Source organism: Luteibacter sp. NPDC031894 (assembly GCF_050273135.1).
In the GTDB taxonomy this organism is placed as follows: Bacteria; Pseudomonadota; Gammaproteobacteria; order Xanthomonadales; family Rhodanobacteraceae; genus Luteibacter.
Genome location: NZ_JBNNMV010000002.1, coordinates 753,839 through 770,379 on the forward strand (window position 1 = coordinate 753,839; position 16,541 = coordinate 770,379).

At 66.3% G+C, this 16,541-nt stretch carries 13 protein-coding genes; 7 read left to right on the forward strand and 6 right to left on the reverse strand.

Features of this window, described 5'->3' with window-relative positions:
- Nucleotides 1–4: 4 nt before the first annotated feature.
- The 4 genes from ACQKIE_RS09315 to ACQKIE_RS09330 are packed head-to-tail and all read right to left on the reverse strand — an operon-like array spanning nt 5 to nt 2,819.
- On the reverse strand, nt 5–445 hold the full coding sequence (locus ACQKIE_RS09315; protein ID WP_427458208.1) for a hypothetical protein: 441 nt from the start codon (nt 443–445) through the stop codon (nt 5–7).
- Nucleotides 446–479: 34 nt separating this feature from the next.
- Nucleotides 480–749, reverse strand: coding sequence for a peptidoglycan-binding domain-containing protein (locus tag ACQKIE_RS09320; protein WP_427458210.1), 270 nt, complete (start codon nt 747–749; stop codon nt 480–482).
- Nucleotides 731–988: a hypothetical protein gene (locus tag ACQKIE_RS09325; RefSeq protein ID WP_427458212.1), complete on the reverse strand. Its 258-nt coding sequence runs from the start codon at nt 986–988 to the stop codon at nt 731–733. The genes ACQKIE_RS09320 and ACQKIE_RS09325 overlap by 19 nt, the downstream gene beginning before the upstream one ends.
- Before the next feature lie 31 nt (nt 989–1,019).
- On the reverse strand, nt 1,020–2,819 hold the full coding sequence (locus tag ACQKIE_RS09330; protein ID WP_427458214.1) for a type IV secretory system conjugative DNA transfer family protein: 1,800 nt from the start codon (nt 2,817–2,819) through the stop codon (nt 1,020–1,022).
- Between the two features lie 257 nt (nt 2,820–3,076).
- Here ACQKIE_RS09330 and ACQKIE_RS09335 point away from each other — a divergent pair, with 257 nt between their 5' ends.
- The 3 genes from ACQKIE_RS09335 to bla all read left to right on the forward strand — a co-directional run bounded on the left by ACQKIE_RS09335 (nt 3,077) and on the right by bla (nt 7,254).
- Complete coding sequence (locus ACQKIE_RS09335) at nt 3,077–5,287, forward strand: TonB-dependent receptor family protein (protein WP_427458216.1); 2,211 nt, start codon at nt 3,077–3,079, stop codon at nt 5,285–5,287.
- Between the two features lies 1 nt (nt 5,288).
- Nucleotides 5,289–6,392 carry a PepSY-associated TM helix domain-containing protein gene (locus ACQKIE_RS09340; protein WP_427458219.1) on the forward strand — a complete coding sequence of 368 codons (1,104 nt, stop codon included), beginning with the start codon at nt 5,289–5,291 and terminating at the stop codon, nt 6,390–6,392.
- A gap of 67 nt (nt 6,393–6,459) precedes the next feature.
- Entirely contained in the window at nt 6,460–7,254 is a 795-nt protein-coding gene (bla, locus tag ACQKIE_RS09345; protein ID WP_427458221.1) for a subclass B3 metallo-beta-lactamase, read from the forward strand.
- Between the two features lie 15 nt (nt 7,255–7,269).
- On the opposite strand, the gene ACQKIE_RS09350 is transcribed toward bla, so the two are convergent.
- A complete protein-coding gene (locus tag ACQKIE_RS09350) occupies nt 7,270–8,175 on the reverse strand; it encodes an acyltransferase (protein WP_427458223.1) in 906 nt (301 codons plus the stop codon).
- A 42-nt stretch (nt 8,176–8,217) separates the two neighbouring features.
- Entirely contained in the window at nt 8,218–10,782 is a 2,565-nt protein-coding gene (gene ligD, locus ACQKIE_RS09355; RefSeq protein WP_427458225.1) for a DNA ligase D, read from the reverse strand.
- A 138-nt stretch (nt 10,783–10,920) separates the two neighbouring features.
- On the opposite strand from ligD, the gene ACQKIE_RS09360 reads away from it, so the two are divergent.
- The 4 genes from ACQKIE_RS09360 to ACQKIE_RS09375 all read left to right on the forward strand — a co-directional run bounded on the left by ACQKIE_RS09360 (nt 10,921) and on the right by ACQKIE_RS09375 (nt 16,540).
- The gene (locus ACQKIE_RS09360; protein WP_427458227.1) at nt 10,921–11,880 is read left to right on the forward strand and encodes a fimbrial protein; all 960 of its coding nucleotides are present in this window, start codon (nt 10,921–10,923) and stop codon (nt 11,878–11,880) included.
- A 100-nt stretch (nt 11,881–11,980) separates the two neighbouring features.
- Nucleotides 11,981–13,939: a S8 family serine peptidase gene (locus tag ACQKIE_RS09365; RefSeq protein WP_427458229.1), complete on the forward strand. Its 1,959-nt coding sequence runs from the start codon at nt 11,981–11,983 to the stop codon at nt 13,937–13,939.
- A gap of 112 nt (nt 13,940–14,051) precedes the next feature.
- Complete coding sequence (locus tag ACQKIE_RS09370; RefSeq protein WP_427458231.1) at nt 14,052–15,737, forward strand: copper resistance system multicopper oxidase; 1,686 nt, start codon at nt 14,052–14,054, stop codon at nt 15,735–15,737.
- Nucleotides 15,734–16,540, forward strand: a complete 807-nt coding sequence (locus tag ACQKIE_RS09375; protein WP_427458233.1) for a copper resistance protein B — start codon at nt 15,734–15,736, stop codon at nt 16,538–16,540. The genes ACQKIE_RS09370 and ACQKIE_RS09375 overlap by 4 nt, the downstream gene beginning before the upstream one ends.
- Nucleotide 16,541 lies beyond the last annotated feature (1 nt).

The following is a 16,541-nucleotide window of genomic DNA, read 5'->3' on the forward strand; positions in this document are numbered from 1 at the left end:
CGATTTACGCTTCGTGAGCCGAGCCATCTTTTGATGTCCAGACAACGTGAGCAGGTGAAGGAAAGTTATCGATGCCACCCCAATTTCCGTCGAGATTTCCGCGGATAGCTTCGGTCAGCGGAGGAGAGGGCTCATCCTTCTTTGCTACATAGCGACCGTTGTAGGTAACCCGGCACGACAGCGTGTCAAAGCACGCCGCGGAGAAGTTGTGCGAGGAGAACGGTATCTTTAACACGCCCGCCACTAGTTCTGGTTTCCGTTGTCTGTGCTCAGTGCTCATGACGTCGTTTGTTCCGAATAGAGTGAATAGAAAAGCCATCAAGGCTTTGCCGCCCCCGAGGAAATGGGCTCCGCGCTCTCTCCTCATGTCGCCCGCCCGCCGTAATGAGCTGACGGCGAACGCACGGCGCGCGCGGTCGGTGAAGGCGGCGAGGTTCGCGCTCAAGCCACTGTTTCGGTGGTCGTATTGACCGTGGACGTCAGTCAACGTCGTATGTCCTGTCCGAGGTAACCGCGATTCGCCCCGCTGCCTGATTAGCCCGTTCCCGAACAACCCGCCTCGACGCCGCGACGGTGGCGCCATCCGCGATTCCATCTGCAGCGAGGCCGCTGTCGTGCTGGAACGATTGCAGCGCAAGCCGCGTGATGGGTCCGAAGAGTCCGTCGGCGCGCAATGGCTTGCCGAGCATGTCCGTGTAACCCAGTTGGGCGAGTCGTGCCTGCAGTGAAGCTACCTCATCGCCGCGCATGCCTTGCCGCAAGGGCTCCGGCGACGCGGGCGCGGATATCCGCGGTTTACGCTTGGCGTCACGGGAACACCGCCATGCGGCAGCTTCCCCAGTTCCGCCTCGGTGCGCGCATTGATGATCTCGAGGTCGCGTAGCAATTGCAGATCGTGATGTGGATCGCGGACCGACAATTTGTGCACGGACTTAAGCGACGACGCCCGCGCACCTTCACCTTCGAGGAAATCACTTTCGTCGTTCATGCTGTCTTCCTGGTATGCCAGAGGACGTGGGTCATCGGCTTAAGGCCAATCGAGCCCGCGTGCTCTCCGGTGTCACGGTTGGCACTGCGTCGGCAGGCGAGGCGGGGCTCGTGTGCCGGGCGATCGTGGTGGGCGGCAGGGTAGCCAGCGCACGATAGGTCTTGTCCTTGAAGAACCAGTTCTTCTTCGCTCGTATCGGCTTGCAGCCTTCGTAGAAGATCAGCTCGTCGTCCGTCGGAAGCTCCTTGACCTCCTGGGGAAGGAGCAGCGCGCGGCGTTCGTCCATATGGCTGGTGGAGACCTGATTCCCGCCACCGCCGCGGCTCGTACTGCGCTGGCGCTTACGCACCGTCCTGTAGCCCAGCATCTCGCTGTACTCGTTGGCGTCGGACTGTTCGCGCGGTGCGAACACGATCTGCGCGCCATGGTTGGTGATGAAGTTCTGCGCGTCGTTGTCGCCGTAGGTCGCGCGGAGCTGAGAGCGGCTCTGGACGATGCAGAGGTCGCGTACGCCGTAGCTGGCCGATATGGAGATGCGCTTGGCCCACACGTCCACGCGTCCCATGGCCGTGAACTCGTCCATGAGCATCAGCACCTGGTACTTCAGTGCCGGGTCTTCGCCGAGTTGCTTGTCCAGATTGTTGCCGATCACCGTGCTGAAGAAGATATTCAGCAGCTTGCTGCTTTCGTCCAGCTTGTTGGTGGGAATGTTGACGAAGAGGGTCGTCGGTCGTCTGCGCAGGCTGCGGATGTCGAAGTCCGTCGCGTTGGTCGCCGCCGCAAGGATCGGATTCAGGAATTGCTGCAGTGGGGCCTGCATGGTGGCGATGACCGAGGAGAAGGTATCTTCGGACAGCCCGGCGAGGTTGCTGAACACGGTGCGTGTCTGCGGACTGACGAAGCTGCGGCATGGATCCTTGAGGATGGTCTGCAACAGTGCCTTCGTGCCGACGTCGTCGTCCCCGCTGGAGAAGCGCAGGATGCGTTCGAAGGACGGATAGTCCGGTGCCGCGTTCGGGTCCGCGTCAGCGCCGTCACGCGACGCGAGGCCGTGCTGCCATGCTTCGAACAGGTAGGAGGTGAATGCCGTGAAGGCGGCGCGGCCCTGTGACGTCCAGAACGGGTCCTGCCCCGGTGCGTCGGGATAGAGAATGGCCGCGATGGTCTGGATCTCGCCGATACGCTTGCCGTGGGCCATGTCGGCAAATAGCGTCATCGGATTGAACCGATAGGTGTTGCCGTCTTCCTCGTAAGGCGCCCACACCAGGACGAGCTGGCCCATCGCTGCGCGCTGACCACTCGTGGCTTTGTGCAGTTCGCCCTTCAGGTCGAGCACCACCATCGAATGCCGGTAGGTGAGGAGCACGGGAATGGCGACGCCGGTGGTCTTGCCCGAGCGCGTCGGGCTGATGACGATCACGTGCTGGGCGCCGCCGAGCCAGAGCTCGCGCCCTTTGTACTTGCCGATGAGGATGCTTTGTTCGGTTCGCGTCAGCAGGCCGGCTTTCTTGAGGTCGCCTAATGTCGCGAACCGGGCATCGCCGTGCGTGGATGCCTCAACCGGTGCGTGCCTGATGAGCGCGACCAGTGCCGCGCCCCAGGCAAGGGAGGACAACACGCAGCCCGCGACAAGCCCCGACTTGATGCGCCAGGCGTACGGTTGGTAGGCGGGTTGGTCGAGGGCCTGCATGTAGTGCCAGGCGGTAGTCCACTGCAGCGGATAGCCGTCGAGCCCGAGGAACAGATAGATGAAGTAGCCCGAGCCGTATGTCGCGGCGGCGAGGGCGCAAAATGTGGCGACAACGGCGGCCGCCGCCTTCCATGGGCGCATGGGAGCATTCCTGGCTAGAACCAGCGGGAATGCTCAACAAGGTGGATAACGATAGCAATAGATTATTGCTATCAGGCGCTGTAGGCCGCGCCAGAGCCTGATCGCGGAGGTCGGCCGACAGGCGTAGGCCGTACCGAGTGCTTCCGATGATTCTGAAAGAAGGGCCCGCAATGGCGGTCGAAGCGACAGCGTATTTGATCTGATAATCATTCGCACCTACGATGGCGGTCTTTGCTCGAACCAAAGGTCCACGCCCGATGTGTTTCCGTCCCACCGTCCTTGCCCTGGCCATTGCCGGCGTCGTGTCGTGCCCCGCGATGGCCCAGGAGGCTCCGCCCCCGCCAGCAGCTGAACTGGAAGGGGTGAAGGTCGTCGGGGACTGGCTGGGCGACGCGGCCCTCAACACCGTGGCCGACCATCCCGGTGCCCGTACCGTCGTACGCCGCGAGGAGCTGCGCGAGTCCGGTGCGGTGAACCTGCGCGACGCGCTGCGCCGCATTCCCGGCGTGCAGGTCCAGGAGAGCAACGGTACGGGCGGCAGCGACGTCTCGCTGAACGTCGGTGTGCGCGGTCTCACCTCGCGCCTCTCCCCTCGCTCCACCATCCTGCTGGATGGCGTGCCCATCGCCGTGGCGCCTTACGGCCAGCCGCAGGTCTCGATGGCGCCGGTGGGGCTGGGCAATGTCGAGGCGGTGGACGTGGTCCGCGGCGGCGGATCGGTGCGTTATGGGCCGCAGAACGTGGGCGGCATCATCAACTTCGTGACCCGCGCCATCCCCGAAACCTTCGGCGGCAGCGCCGGCGTGCAGTTCCAGGGCGCCGAACACGGCGGCATCCGGACGAACACCAATGCCTTCGTCGGCGGTACGGCGAGCAACGGCCTCGGCGTGGCGCTGCTCTACAACGGCCTGCACGGTCCGGGCTTCCGTGAGCGCGAGGACAACGAGAGCATCGACGACGTGATGCTCAAGGCGAAGTACGCCCTCGGCAGCGAGGACACGCTCACCGGCAGCATCCATCATTACGACGGGCAGGCCGGGATGCCGGGTGGCCTGACCCAGGCCGACTACGACGCCGACCCGTTCCAGTCGCGCCGGCCGTTCGACGACTTCCACGGCCGCCGCACCGATTACGTGCTGAAGTACAGCCACGTGGACGACCGCCACAGCTTCGAGGTGCAGTCGTACTACTCGGACAGCTTCCGCGGCAGCCACATCGAAACGATCACGCAGAACGCCAACGGCAGCTATGCGCACCAGCTCAACGCTTACCCGCGCAATTACCACGTGTTCGCGATCGAGCCGCGTTACTCGCAGCTTTTCGACTGGGGACAGGTCACGCACGAGCTCGGCATCGGCTATCGCTACACGAAGGAAGCGATGCACGAGCGCACGCTGCGCAACGCCAAGTACAACTTCAGCCTGTCCTATACGCCTTACGACAGTTTCCCGTACGACGGACCGTATGTGCTTTCCGGCGACAACACGGGCAGCAACGAAGCCCACGCCCTGTACCTCGACGACACGATCAACGCGGGCAACTGGACCATCACGCCGGGCATCCGCTACGAGCGGATCGACAGCGAATGGCAAGCGCATCCGGGAGGCACCGTGGTGGTGAAGGGGCCGACGGAACGGCGGAAGGATTACGCCAAGCCGCTGCCGTCGCTCAACGTGATCTATCACGTGACCGACGCACTGCGGCTCTATGCCAACGCGGAAACATCGTTCGGCTCGCTGCAGTATTTCCAGATCGGCCAGAAGGACTCGAACAACCAGTTCGCCGCCGGGCTGGAACCGGAGACGGCGCGCACGTACGAAATCGGCACGCGCTATGACACGAAAGCCTGGGGCGGCGAGATCACGCTGTTCCGGATCAACTTCGACCACGAGCTACAGCTGGTCGGCAAGCTCCCGGGCGTGGCGGATTCGCACGATGGCTGGACCAACCTGGGCGCCACGACGCACAAGGGCGTGGAATCCGCGGCGCACGTGGATCTCGGTGAGTTCAGCGACACGCTCCGCGGCCTCACGTTGTGGGGCACGGCGACATACACCCATGCGTTCTACAAGCACGGCTCGTTCGAGGGGCGCGACCTGCCGTTCTATTCCCGGCGCACGGCGAACCTCGGCCTGCGCTACGGCATCGCGCAATGGACCTTCAACCTCGATGCCTTCTCGCAATCGCGGCAGCATTCGCCGGGCTCGCCGAGTTTCGATCCCGCCAATCCCACCGAGTACGTCACCGAGCCCACGCCCGAAGGCGACCTGGGCGACATCCCTGGCTGGACCACCTGGAACGCGCGCGCGGAGTACGCCTTCGGGCCATCCCTCTCGAACCTTCGCATCGGAGCCGGCGTGAAGAATCTCGCTGACAAGCGGTACTTCACGCGTTCCACCGACAACAACGACGGCATCTACGTCGGCATGCCGCGTACGTACTTCGTCCAGGCCTCGGTGGACTTCTGACATGACGCCCCCGCCGCGCCGTGTACGCCATGCGTTGAAGACGTTGCACCTGTGGCTCGGCCTCACGCTCGGTATCCTGCTGGCGCTCGTGACGCTCGCCGGCAGCGTGCTGCTGTGGGAGCAGCCGTTGCTTCGCGCGGGCCACCCCGAAATGGTGGCGCGGCCGCTTCCCGACCTTGCGGCGCAGGGCCGCTCGCTGCAGGCGATCCTCGCCTCCGACGAAGGCAGCAGGGCGCGTGCGTTCTCCCTGCCCGACGCGGACCTGCCGGTGTGGGAAGCCATGGAACGCGGTGGCGACCGCCGCTATTTCGACGCGAGCACGGGCGAGCTGTTGCTACACCGGGCAAAGTCGCGCGACGGGCTGCTCATCCTGCTCGACTGGCATACGCACCTGTTGTCCGGTTCGGTCGGCGAGACCGTACTGGGAGTCGTCGCCTGCGTCGGTCTGTTCATGTTGGTCTCGGGCGTCTGGCTGTACTGGCCCGGCCGGCACCGCGCCCTGAGGCACCTCAAGCCCCACGCGCGGCCGCCGGTCCTGCGCTGGGCGAGCTTGCACCGCTTCGTTGGCGTGGTCGCCCTGCCCTTGCTGATCGTGATGATCGGCACCGGAACGACGATGGCGTACCGGGGGGCCGTGCGCAGCGGCCTGGCTTCCGCGTTCGGGGAGCCGGCACCGGCGCGACCGCCGAAGACGATCGCCACGCGCGGCACCATTCATTGGCCGGCGGTGCTCGTCGCGGCACAGGCGGCGGCACCCGACGCGCAGCTCACCCGCCTGACCTTGCCGTCGAAAGACAACGGGACCCTTGTGCTGCGGGTCCGCCGGCCCGGCGAGTGGAATCTCGCCGGGCGCAGTTCGCTTTGGATTGACCCCGTGACGGCGACGGTGCTCGGCGGCGACGACGCGACGAAGCTGGGGCCGGGTGGCCGTCTCGCGAATGCACTGTTTCCGATCCATTCCGCGGCGGTGGGCGGGCTCGCGTGGCGCATCGTGGCCTGCGTCACCGGCACACTGCCGATGTTCCTGCTGGTGACCGGCTTCCTGTTCTGGCGCGCGCGCAGGCGCAAGCCGCGCGTACCCGGACGTGCCCCTGCAAGGCCATAACACCGGCCCCACAGCGCCCCCGCCTGTCCGTATCCTGCCTGCCTCCCTTCCCAGCGGAACCGAATCGATGCGTCGCACCCTGCTCGCCCTTGCCGCCTGCACCGCCCTGCCCGCTTTCGCCGTCGACACGGCGCCCTGGACGCAGCCGGCGGAGCCGCATGTGATCTTCGGCAATACGTACTACGTCGGCACGAAGGGCCTCTCGTCGATCCTCGTCACGTCGCCGCAGGGTCATGTACTCATCGACGGGCCGATGGACGAAAACGTCGGGCGGATCGAAGCGAACATCCGCAAGCTGGGCTTTCGCGTCGAGGACATCAAGCTGATCCTCAACTCGCACGCGCACTTCGACCACGCCGGTGGCATCGCCCGACTGGCCAAGGACAGTGGCGCGACGGTCCGCGCGACGGCGGCGGGCGCGAAGGAGCTACGCCAGGGCGGCGACGACGATAGCGATCCGCAACATGGCGACGTGCGGATTTACGCGAAGGTCGAGGCCATCGGCGACGTGACCGACGGGATGGTGTTGCGCGTGGGGCCGCTGGCACTGACCGCGCATGTCACGCCCGGTCACACGGTGGGCGGTACGGCATGGACATGGCAATCCTGCGAAGGCGGCACGTGCAAGTCGATCGCTTATGTCGACAGCCTCTCCGCGTTGGCCGCCGACGGCTACCGCTACAGCGACCATCCGGCCTTCGTGGCCGACTTCCGCAAAACCTTCGATCGCGTGGCGGCGCTGCCCTGCGACATCCTCGTCGCGCCGCACCCCGACCAGGCCGTGGGAAAGACCTGCAAGACCTACGCGGATGCGGGCCGCAAGCGCCTCGACGAGCAGCTGGCCAAGGAATCCGGCCGCTAGGCCGCAACCGGGCTTCTAGGCTGGAACCTGGGCACGAGAGGCCATGGCCGCTATCCGCGCGTCCTTCTCTGCCCAGAGGTCGTTGATCCACGTCTGGAACCGCTCGCGGAAAGCGGCGTCGTTGTCGTAGTCGCCCCGCATCGACGGGGGAATCGTCAGCCGCCGCACATGGATGCGGATCTCGCGTATGCGGCCCGCCAGCATGTCCATCGTCGTGACCGGACCGTCCGGGTACACGATCGTGACGTCGAGGATGTGCTGGATCGCTTCACCCATGGCGTCGATCACGAACGCCACGCCACCGGCCTTCGGCTTCAAGAGATGCGTGTACGGCGAGCCTTGGGCGTCGTGCTTGGCCTGCGTGAACCGCGTGCCCTCGGTGAAGTTCATGATCGACACGGGAAGGTGGCGGAACTTCTCGCAGGCCCGCCGCGTCGCCTCGCGATCCTTGCCACGCAGCGCCGGGCGCGCCTCGAGCTGCTGCCGCGAGTGGCGCTTCATGAACGGGAAATCGAGCGCCCACCACGCCGGGCCCAACAAGGGGACCCAGATCAACTGGCTCTTCAGGAAGAAGCGCATGAAGGGAATGCGCCGGTTGAACACCTTCTGCAGGGCAGGGATGTCGACCCAGCTCTGGTGGTTGCAGACCACAAGAAAATTCTCATGCAAGGGCAGGCCGTCGACGCCCTCGACCTGCCAGCGCGTGCGGGTGAAGACGCCGAACAGCCAGCCGTTGATGCTCAGCCAGCTTTCCGCGATCCGCACGAGCACGGCGCCGATGCCTTTCTGCACGGCCGCCACGGGAACCAACAGCCGCAGCAGCGCCAGCACGAACAACGGCAGCACGTGTAGGACGGTGCTGACGAAGAGGAGGGCGCAGACGAGCGGGACACGCAGGAAGGTGGGAAGCGAAGCGAGCATGGACTGAGGGCTGTCTTGGAGGCGGCCAGTGTACAGGGCAGGCTACGACCCCAGCTTCTCGTTCACCGCGGCCAGGTCCTGGCGGACGGTATCGATGCCTTCCCAGGGGTCCTTCTTCAGCCGGGCAAGGCGCTTGGGGACGCTGCGCAGGTCGAATGCGTTGCCGGATTTGACCTTGCCCAGCTCCTCCCAGCGCAGCGGTACCGCCACGGGTGCCCCGGGGCGAGAACGCAACGAATACGAGGCGACGGCCGTCGCGCCGCGGCCATTGCGCAGGTAGTCCACGTAGATCTTCCCTCGTCGGAATCGCTTGGTGGACGTGGCCACGAACTCGAGCGGATGCAGCGCCGCCATGGCTTCGGCAAAGCCGCGCGCGAAGGCCTTCACGGTATCCCAGTCCGCGCCGGGATTCAGCGGCACCACCACGTGCAGGCCCTTGCCGCCGGTGGTGCGCAGGAACGAGACGAGGCCTAATTCGTCGAGCAGGCCACGCACCATGCGCGCCGCCGCGACCACCCGCGACCACTCCACGTCCTCCCCCGGGTCGAGGTCGAACACGACGCGGTCCGCGATGTCGGGCGCATCCACGTGGGATCCCCACGGATGGAACTCGACGGCGCCAAACTGCACGAGCTCGATCAGCCCGGCTTCGTCGCGCGGGTAGAGGTAGACGGCCTGCGCGCCGGTCTCCTCTTTCAACCTGGCCGTGCCCACGTGTTCGAGGCCCGCCATCACGTGCTTCTGGAAGAAGCACTGCGCACCGATGCCGCCGGGGCAACGAATGGTGGAGGTCGGACGATCCGCGATCGCTGGCAGGAGCCACGGCATCACCGCGCGGTAATAGTCGACCACCTCCTGCTTGGTAATGCCGTCGTCCGGGAACACCACGCGATCCGGATGCGTGATGACGACGGCGTCCGCGCCGGGACCCTTGGGCGCGGCCTTCTTCTTCGTGGCGCGCGCCGTCTTCTTCGCGGGCGCCGCGGGTGCAGCCGTGCCGCGGTCGGAATCGCGCAGGTCGTCGTGCGACTTGTCGACGCGCAGGGTCTTCAGGCTCGGTTGCCGTAACAGGTCCTTGTTGCCGATGCCGCGGTAATACACCTCGGCCACGACGGTCGGCGGCACCCACAGTGCGCCCCGCAACATCGGGTCGACCGCCTCGATGCGTACGGTCGGCTTCTTCGAGCCGCCTTTTGCCAGCGTCTTGCCCAGTTCCCGGAGCATCTCGTCAGTGAAGCCAGTGCCCACGCGACCGACGTAGGTCCACCCGCCGTCGCCGTCCGGTTTCGCCAGGAGCAGCGAGCCGAAGGAAAGGCGTGAACCCTTCGCCGGCGTGTATCCCACCACGGCGAACTCGTCGCTTTCGAGCCGTTTGATCTTCTGCCAGTCGTCACCCCTGCCGCCGTGATAAGCCCCATCGGCGCGCTTGGAGATGATGCCTTCGAGTTTCTGTTCCATCGCCATGGCGAACACGTCGTCGCCGTGGCCCACGTTATGCGAGCTGTACGAAAGGTGCGGCGGGGCATGCGCCAGCAGGCGTTCGAGTAATGCCTTGCGTTCGACCAACGACGTGCGCGAGAGGTCGTAGCCTTGCAGGTAGGGTATGTCGAAGAGCATGTAGACCAGCGGCGCCTGCATCTCGCCCGACAGCGTGCGCTGCAACGCGTTGAAGTCGCTGCGACCTTCGGCGTCGAGCGCGATCAGTTCGCCGTCCAGCCGGGCGCTGTCGAGGCCGAGCGCCTCGATCGCCTGGGCGATCTCGGGTGCGCGTTCGTTCCACGGCAGCGCATTCCGAGACCACAGCATCACCTCGCCGCCCGCGACACCGGTGAGGATGCGATAGCCGTCCCATTTCACTTCATGTACCCAGTCGTCGCCCTGCGGAGGCGTCTCCCGGAGTCGCGCGAGTTGCGGCGCGAAGAAGGCATTGTCGGCCTTCGCCTTGCGCGCTCCTTCCAGCGCGGCGGCGGACTTCGTCAGCGTGGCCAGGGGCACCCGCCGTGCCTTCGGCGGCGCCTTCTTCCGCGAGGTGGACTTCTTCGCCGCGGCGCGCAGCGCGGGCGTCGTCGCCGCCTTGCGCGTGCTCTCGCGCATCTTCGCGTCGAGCAGGTCGTCGGCTTCCACGTCGCCGGCGTACGCATCCTCGGCCTTGATGAGGAACCAGGCGGGCTGGCGCTCCTTCTTCGCGCCGCGCACCAGGTGCCAGCTGCCCTTCAGGCGCTTGCCGAACAGCTCGAAGGTGAGGTGCCCCTTGCGCAGCTGCGCTTCCGGATCGCCGGTCGTCGCCCACACGCCACGGTCGAAGAGGTCGACGTGTCCTTTGCCATACCCTTCCTCGATCTCGCCTTCGAAGTTGGCGTAGGACACGGGGTGGTCCTCGACCTCCACGGCGAGGCGCTTCACTTTCGGGTCGTAGCTCGGCCCTTTCGGCACCGCCCAGCTGCGCAGTACGTCACCCACCTGGAGACGGAAATCGAAGTGTCGGCGGGATGCGTGGTGTAGCTGCACCACGAAGATCGCGCGGCTGCCACCCGGTGCGGAATCGTCGGGCGTCGGCTCGCGCGTCTTGGCGAAGTTTCGCTTGCGGCGGTAGTCCTGGAGGCTCATGGAGGGATGGTTGGCGACGTAGGGTGAAAGCACCGTGCAATGCCGGCATCAACTGTCATCGCACTTTGAGACTGATCGTATGGGCCGGCCCTGACGCCGAAGGCACACTTGGCACCCCCAGCGCAGGATGCGCCCGTCATGGTCCCACACGCCCGTCTGCTCGCCTTGTTCGTCCTGCTCCTTGCCGCGCCCCGTCCTTCGTTCGCGGAGATCCCGTGCAAACTGCCGCCCGCGCAGGGCTCGCCGCAGTACGTGTCGTTCGGTGTCGTCCACGTTCCCGACAACGCGCCGGTGGGCCAGGTGTTGGCAACCCGCCGCAGCCAGGCCTGGTCGTCGGCCCAGTTCCATTTCTGCGGACACTACACGCGCACCTTCACGCTCGGTGCCTTCGCCGGGCCCGCGCTGGGCGACGGTGTATATGCCAGCAATGTGCCGGGGGTGGGCGTGCGCATTCGCTTCCACTACCACGCCGGCGAATACCTCCTGCCATTCTCCAATGCGTACCAGGCGCCACCGCTTGGGCCGAAACTCGACCTCGCCATGCTCAATGCATCGTTCACGGTGGACCTGGTCAAAACGGGACCGGTAGGCGACGGCGGCACATTGACGCCCGGCCGGATTGCCAACGCGGGCTACGACAACAAGCCCCTGGTCAGTCTCGACCTTGGAGATGCGCGGGTGGAGCCCCAGCGTCCGACCTGCACGTTCCAGTCCCGCCGCCTCCTTTTCGACCTCGGCAAGGTCGACGGAGGCGCCCTCGCGGCGGAAGGGCACAGTCACTGGGCGACACAGGAGCTCGTCGTCACCGGCTGCGCCAACGCGACGCACGTGTTGATGCGCTTCGCCGGTGTTGCCGACGAGACGGACCCGGCCTTGTTCAAGCTGGACGCAGCCGGTGCCGCCCGCGGTGTCGCCGTCGAGTTGCGCGCCAACTACCTGGATACTCGCATCGTCCCGAACGATCCCAAGCCCCTGGAACTGCGGGTCTGGCCCCATTGCGACGTGTGCGGGTTCCGCGCGCGATATCGGACCACGGGCACCGTGCTGGCACCTGGCTCCGCCAACGCGCACATCACGGTCAACGTCGCCTATCGCTAGGGCGGCCACGGCACCGTCATACATCTCGGCAGCCGCCGATGGGCGAACCCGCCTGCCCCGCGCAAAGTAGGCGGCCCCCTCGCAACAAAGGAATGACACGATGCGACCACGCAACGTGAGGCGCTCTTGCCTGCTGCTCCCCCTCCTCGTGCTCGCCGGACCGTGTTATGCGAAAGGATGTCTGTTCCATCCGTCGCAAGGTGCGCCGCAACGGGTGTCGTTCGGGCTCATTGCCGTCCCGGCGGACGCCAAGCCCGGCACCGTGCTCGCCGAGCGCACGGCGACACCTCGCCTCTCCTACGACATCCGCTGCCTCTTCGCCACACGCACCTCGGCGATGAACCTTTTCCAGACGCCCAGTGCGATCGGCAACGGTGTCTACGAGACCAATGTGCCCGGCGTGGGGATTCGCGTCTCGTTCGATTATGGCGGGGGCACGTACTACCCCGCGCCGGAGTCCGCCTATATGGGATGGATCTTCCAGTCCCGGCTGAACGGCGCCAAGGTGGAACTCGTTGTCACCGGTCCCATCACTGACGGAGGCGAGTTGCGCACTGGCACGCTTGCGGGCGCGGGTTACGACGGCCGCGTCCAGGCCATGGTCGACCTGGTCGACGCCCGCATCAAGCCGCAGGAAGCCATGTGCCCCTTCCTCGCGCCGCGATCATGGGTGAAGGTACACGGCAGCATGCACGCGGATGGACCGGACTTCGCCGCCACGGCGGGCGCATCGTACGCCGCGGTCGTCTTCAAGGTTCGTCAGGACGCCGCGGTACGGCGCGGGCGGCAGGCAAGGTGGATTGACGAACCGGAGGCGTCCGACGCGCTGTTGCAACACATGGACGTCGTCCCGCTCTTCGACGTCCCCTCCGTCGACGACGCGATCGATCCGCGGGGGCTTCGGCGCTACTACCGCGTCGCCCTTCCCGCCGACAGACAAGGCGACTGGAAATACCTCAACCGCGTGCTCGGCAGTCTCACCCGCCGCGACGACGTCGAACTGGCGTATCCGGAACTTGCTCCCGCGTCGCCCGCTGCCGCGTACGCGCGATCGGGCCGGTCCATGAAGGGCCTCCCTTCGGGCTACCTGCCCGATCACTTCTTCAGGCAGTTCTACCTCTATCCGGCGGATGCGCGGAACGGCGTCTACATGCTGGGTGGCGTCGACGCCCACTTCGCGGCGCGACTCGCCGGCGGTCAGGGCGAAGGTGTCACCATCGTCACCATGGAGCCGGGAGCATGGGATCCCTCGCATCCCGACCTGCCCACCTCCGTCCGCAACATCGGCGACTACCGGATCGACCATGCCAACACGGCCACAGCGGGCATCCTCGCCGGCATCGACAATGGCTTCGGGATCAGGGGCATCGCGAACAAGGCATCGCTCGCTCATGCGTCGCCCGACGTGAGCAACTTCGCCGAGCTCAGGAACTATCTGAAGGCCGGCGATGTACTCGTGCTGGCATTCGCCGCCGCCTCGGGCCCCGTTGCCGGTTGTGCCACGGGGTGCATGCTTCCGATGGAATACATGCCCGCGTGGTTCGATGCGATCAAGGACCTCACCGATCGCGGTGTCGTCGTCGTGGAAAGTGCGGGCGACAGCGGCATCGACCTCGGCCATCCCGATCTCGGCGGCACGTTCGACCGCACACGCAGGGATTCCGGAGCCATCCTGGTCGCGGGCCTCTGCGCCATGGACGGCAGGCGGTCCGCGTCGAGTAACCACGGCGCGCGCATCGACAGTTCCAGTTGGAGTTGTGGCGACGTGTTCACCACGGCGAGCAACCTCCGCCACCCGGACGGCGCCGAGCTGGACGGCTACACCGACCGCCACGCCGGCACCCCGGCCGCGGGCGCCATCGTCGCGGGTGCCGCGGCGAGCCTCCTCGGGTACGCGCGCACCAAGGGCCTCGGCCTTCCTGCGACCGGTGTCCGGTCTCTGTTGACGACGTCGGGCACGCCCCTGCTCGGCGGCGACTCGAGTACCGCGGCCACGCAGCCCGATCTCATGAGGGCTTTCATGGACGTCGACGACTGCGCGAGCAGCCTGCGCAACTGAGCGATCGAAGGCGGGTGGCGCGTCACCCGCCTTTGCGGAGCCTTGTCCAGAGTTGTCGCGCGCAGCCTGGGCTTCTACGCTCCTGTCTTCACCGTCCCGACCCGCCCTTGCCATGCGCCGCAGCCAGCACATTCAAAACCTGCCTCGCCGGCGTTTCGTGCAAGGCTTGGCGATCGCCGGCGTTGGCCTCGGAAGCGGCCTTCTTCGTCCTGCCGCCGCGATGGACACCATGCGCCGGCCGCAGGACGAAACCGGTCGCCTCGTTCGCCTGGGCATTCGCCGTGCACCCGTCGACTTCACCGGACGTGCGCGCAGCGCTGTCACCGTGAATGGCGGCGTGCCGGGCCCGACGCTCCGTTTCCGGGAAGGCGATACGGTGAGCGTGCAGGTGCGCAACGAACTGGACGTGGCCTCGTCGATCCATTGGCATGGCCTCGTCGTGCCGGCGGACCAGGACGGCGTGCCGGGGCTCAGTTTCGACGGCATTCCCGCCGGCAGCGACTTCACCTACCGCTTCCCCGTCAAGCAGTCGGGCACCTATTGGTACCACGCGCACAGCCGCTTCCAGGAACAGAGCGGCCTCTACGGCGCGATCGTCATCGAGCCCAAGGAGGGCGAGCGGTATCCGGCGGATCGCGAGCACGTGATCCTGATCAGCGACTGGAGCGACGAGGACCCGGAGCGCATCTACGCGAACCTGCGCACGCGGGGGAACGTCTACAACTACGGGCGGCCCACCCTCGCCGACTTCCTGCGCGATGCCCACGCGAAAGGGTTCAAGGACGCCGTGGCGATGCGGCGTATGTGGCATCGCATGCGCATGGATCCCACCGATCTCGCCGATGTCTCCGCGGCGACCTATACCTACCTCGTCAACGGCGCCACGCCTGCCGGCAACTGGACGGGGCTGTTCCGGCCGGGCGAGCGGGTCCGGCTCCGGCTCATCAACGGCTCGTCGAACTCGATATTCGACCTGCGCATACCGGGGCTGCGTCTTCGCGTGATCGCCGCCGATGGCCAGGACGTGGAGCCGGTGGATGTCGACGAGTTGCGCCTTTCCGCGGCGGAAACGTATGACGTGCTCGTCGAACCACGCGATGACCGCGCGTACACGATCTTCGCCCAATCGATCGACCGCTCCGGCTATGCGCGCGCCACGCTAGCGCCTCGCGACGGCATGACGGCCGTCGTCCCCACCCTCGACACGCGGCAGCGCCTCGCGATGCGCGACATGATGGGCAGCATGGCGCACGGCTCGGGCGATGCGGGCGCCATGACGATGGCAACGCACGCGGGCACCGAATATGGCCCCGGGGTCGATATGCGGGTGGACATGCCGCGCACGAACCTTGACGATCCGGGCGTGGGCCTGCGCGAACGCGCGCATCGCGTCCTCACCTATGCCGACCTGCGGACCGTGGGCGGCACGCTCGACGAGCGGGAACCCGTGCGTACCATCGAGCTGCACCTGACCGGCAACATGGAACGCTTCGCCTGGTCGTTCGACGGGCTGAAGTATTCCCAGGCGAAACCCGTTCATTTCCGACAGGGCGAACGCCTGCGCTTGCGCCTCGTCAACGACACCATGATGAACCACCCGATCCACCTGCACGGCATGTGGAGCGAAGTGGAGTCGCCGGACGGGGACTTTCAGGTACGCAAGCACACCGTCAACGTGCAGCCCGCACAGCAGGTCAGTTATCGGGTCACGGCCGACAATCCGGGACGTTGGGCTTTCCACTGCCACATGCTCTACCACATGGAAGCGGGCATGTTCCGCGAAGTGGTGGTGTCGTGAGGCGCGTCGCAGCCGTGCTCCTGGGGGTTGCCCCTGCCTTCGCCTTCGCGCAATCGATGGAAGGCATGGATCATTCGACGATGCACCACGATACGGAAACGCGCAGTGCGGACTGGTCCGACGGCGTCGCGCCGTCCTCCATGCACGGCATGGACATGATGGACATGGACGACACCGCACCGACCGGCATGCTGCTGCTCGACCGCCTCGAAGCGTTCGCCGGGCAAGGCGACCATGGGCAATCGTGGGAAGGCGAAGGGTGGTATGGCAACGATACCGACAAGCTCTGGCTGCGCAGCGAAGGTGAGCGCACCGGCGCGCGCCTGCACGATGGCGATGTGCAGCTCTTCTGGAGCCGCGCCGTGGCGGCCTTCTGGGACGCCCAGGTGGGGGTTCGGCGCGACATCGGAGAGGGACCGGGACGCACGTGGCTAGCCGTCGGTGTGCAAGGGCTGGCGCCGTACTGGTTCGAGGTGGAAGCCACCGCCTATGCCGGCGAGAGCGGGCGGACGGCGGCGCGCATTCGGCTCGAGTACGAGCTGCTGCTCACCCAACGCCTGGTCCTGCAGCCGGAGGTCGAAATCAACGCGTATGGCAAGGCCGATCCCCTTCGCGACATCGGCGCCGGCGTCTCCCGTCTCGCCGGAGGCCTGCGCCTGCGTTACGAAGTGCGCCGCTCCGTCGCACCTTACGTCGGCGTCGCCTGGGAACATCTCACCGCCGGCACGGCAAGCCTCGCCCGCCGCGATGGCCGGCGTGTCACCGATCGACGCTGGGTCGCCGGCATCCGCATCTGGCTTTGAC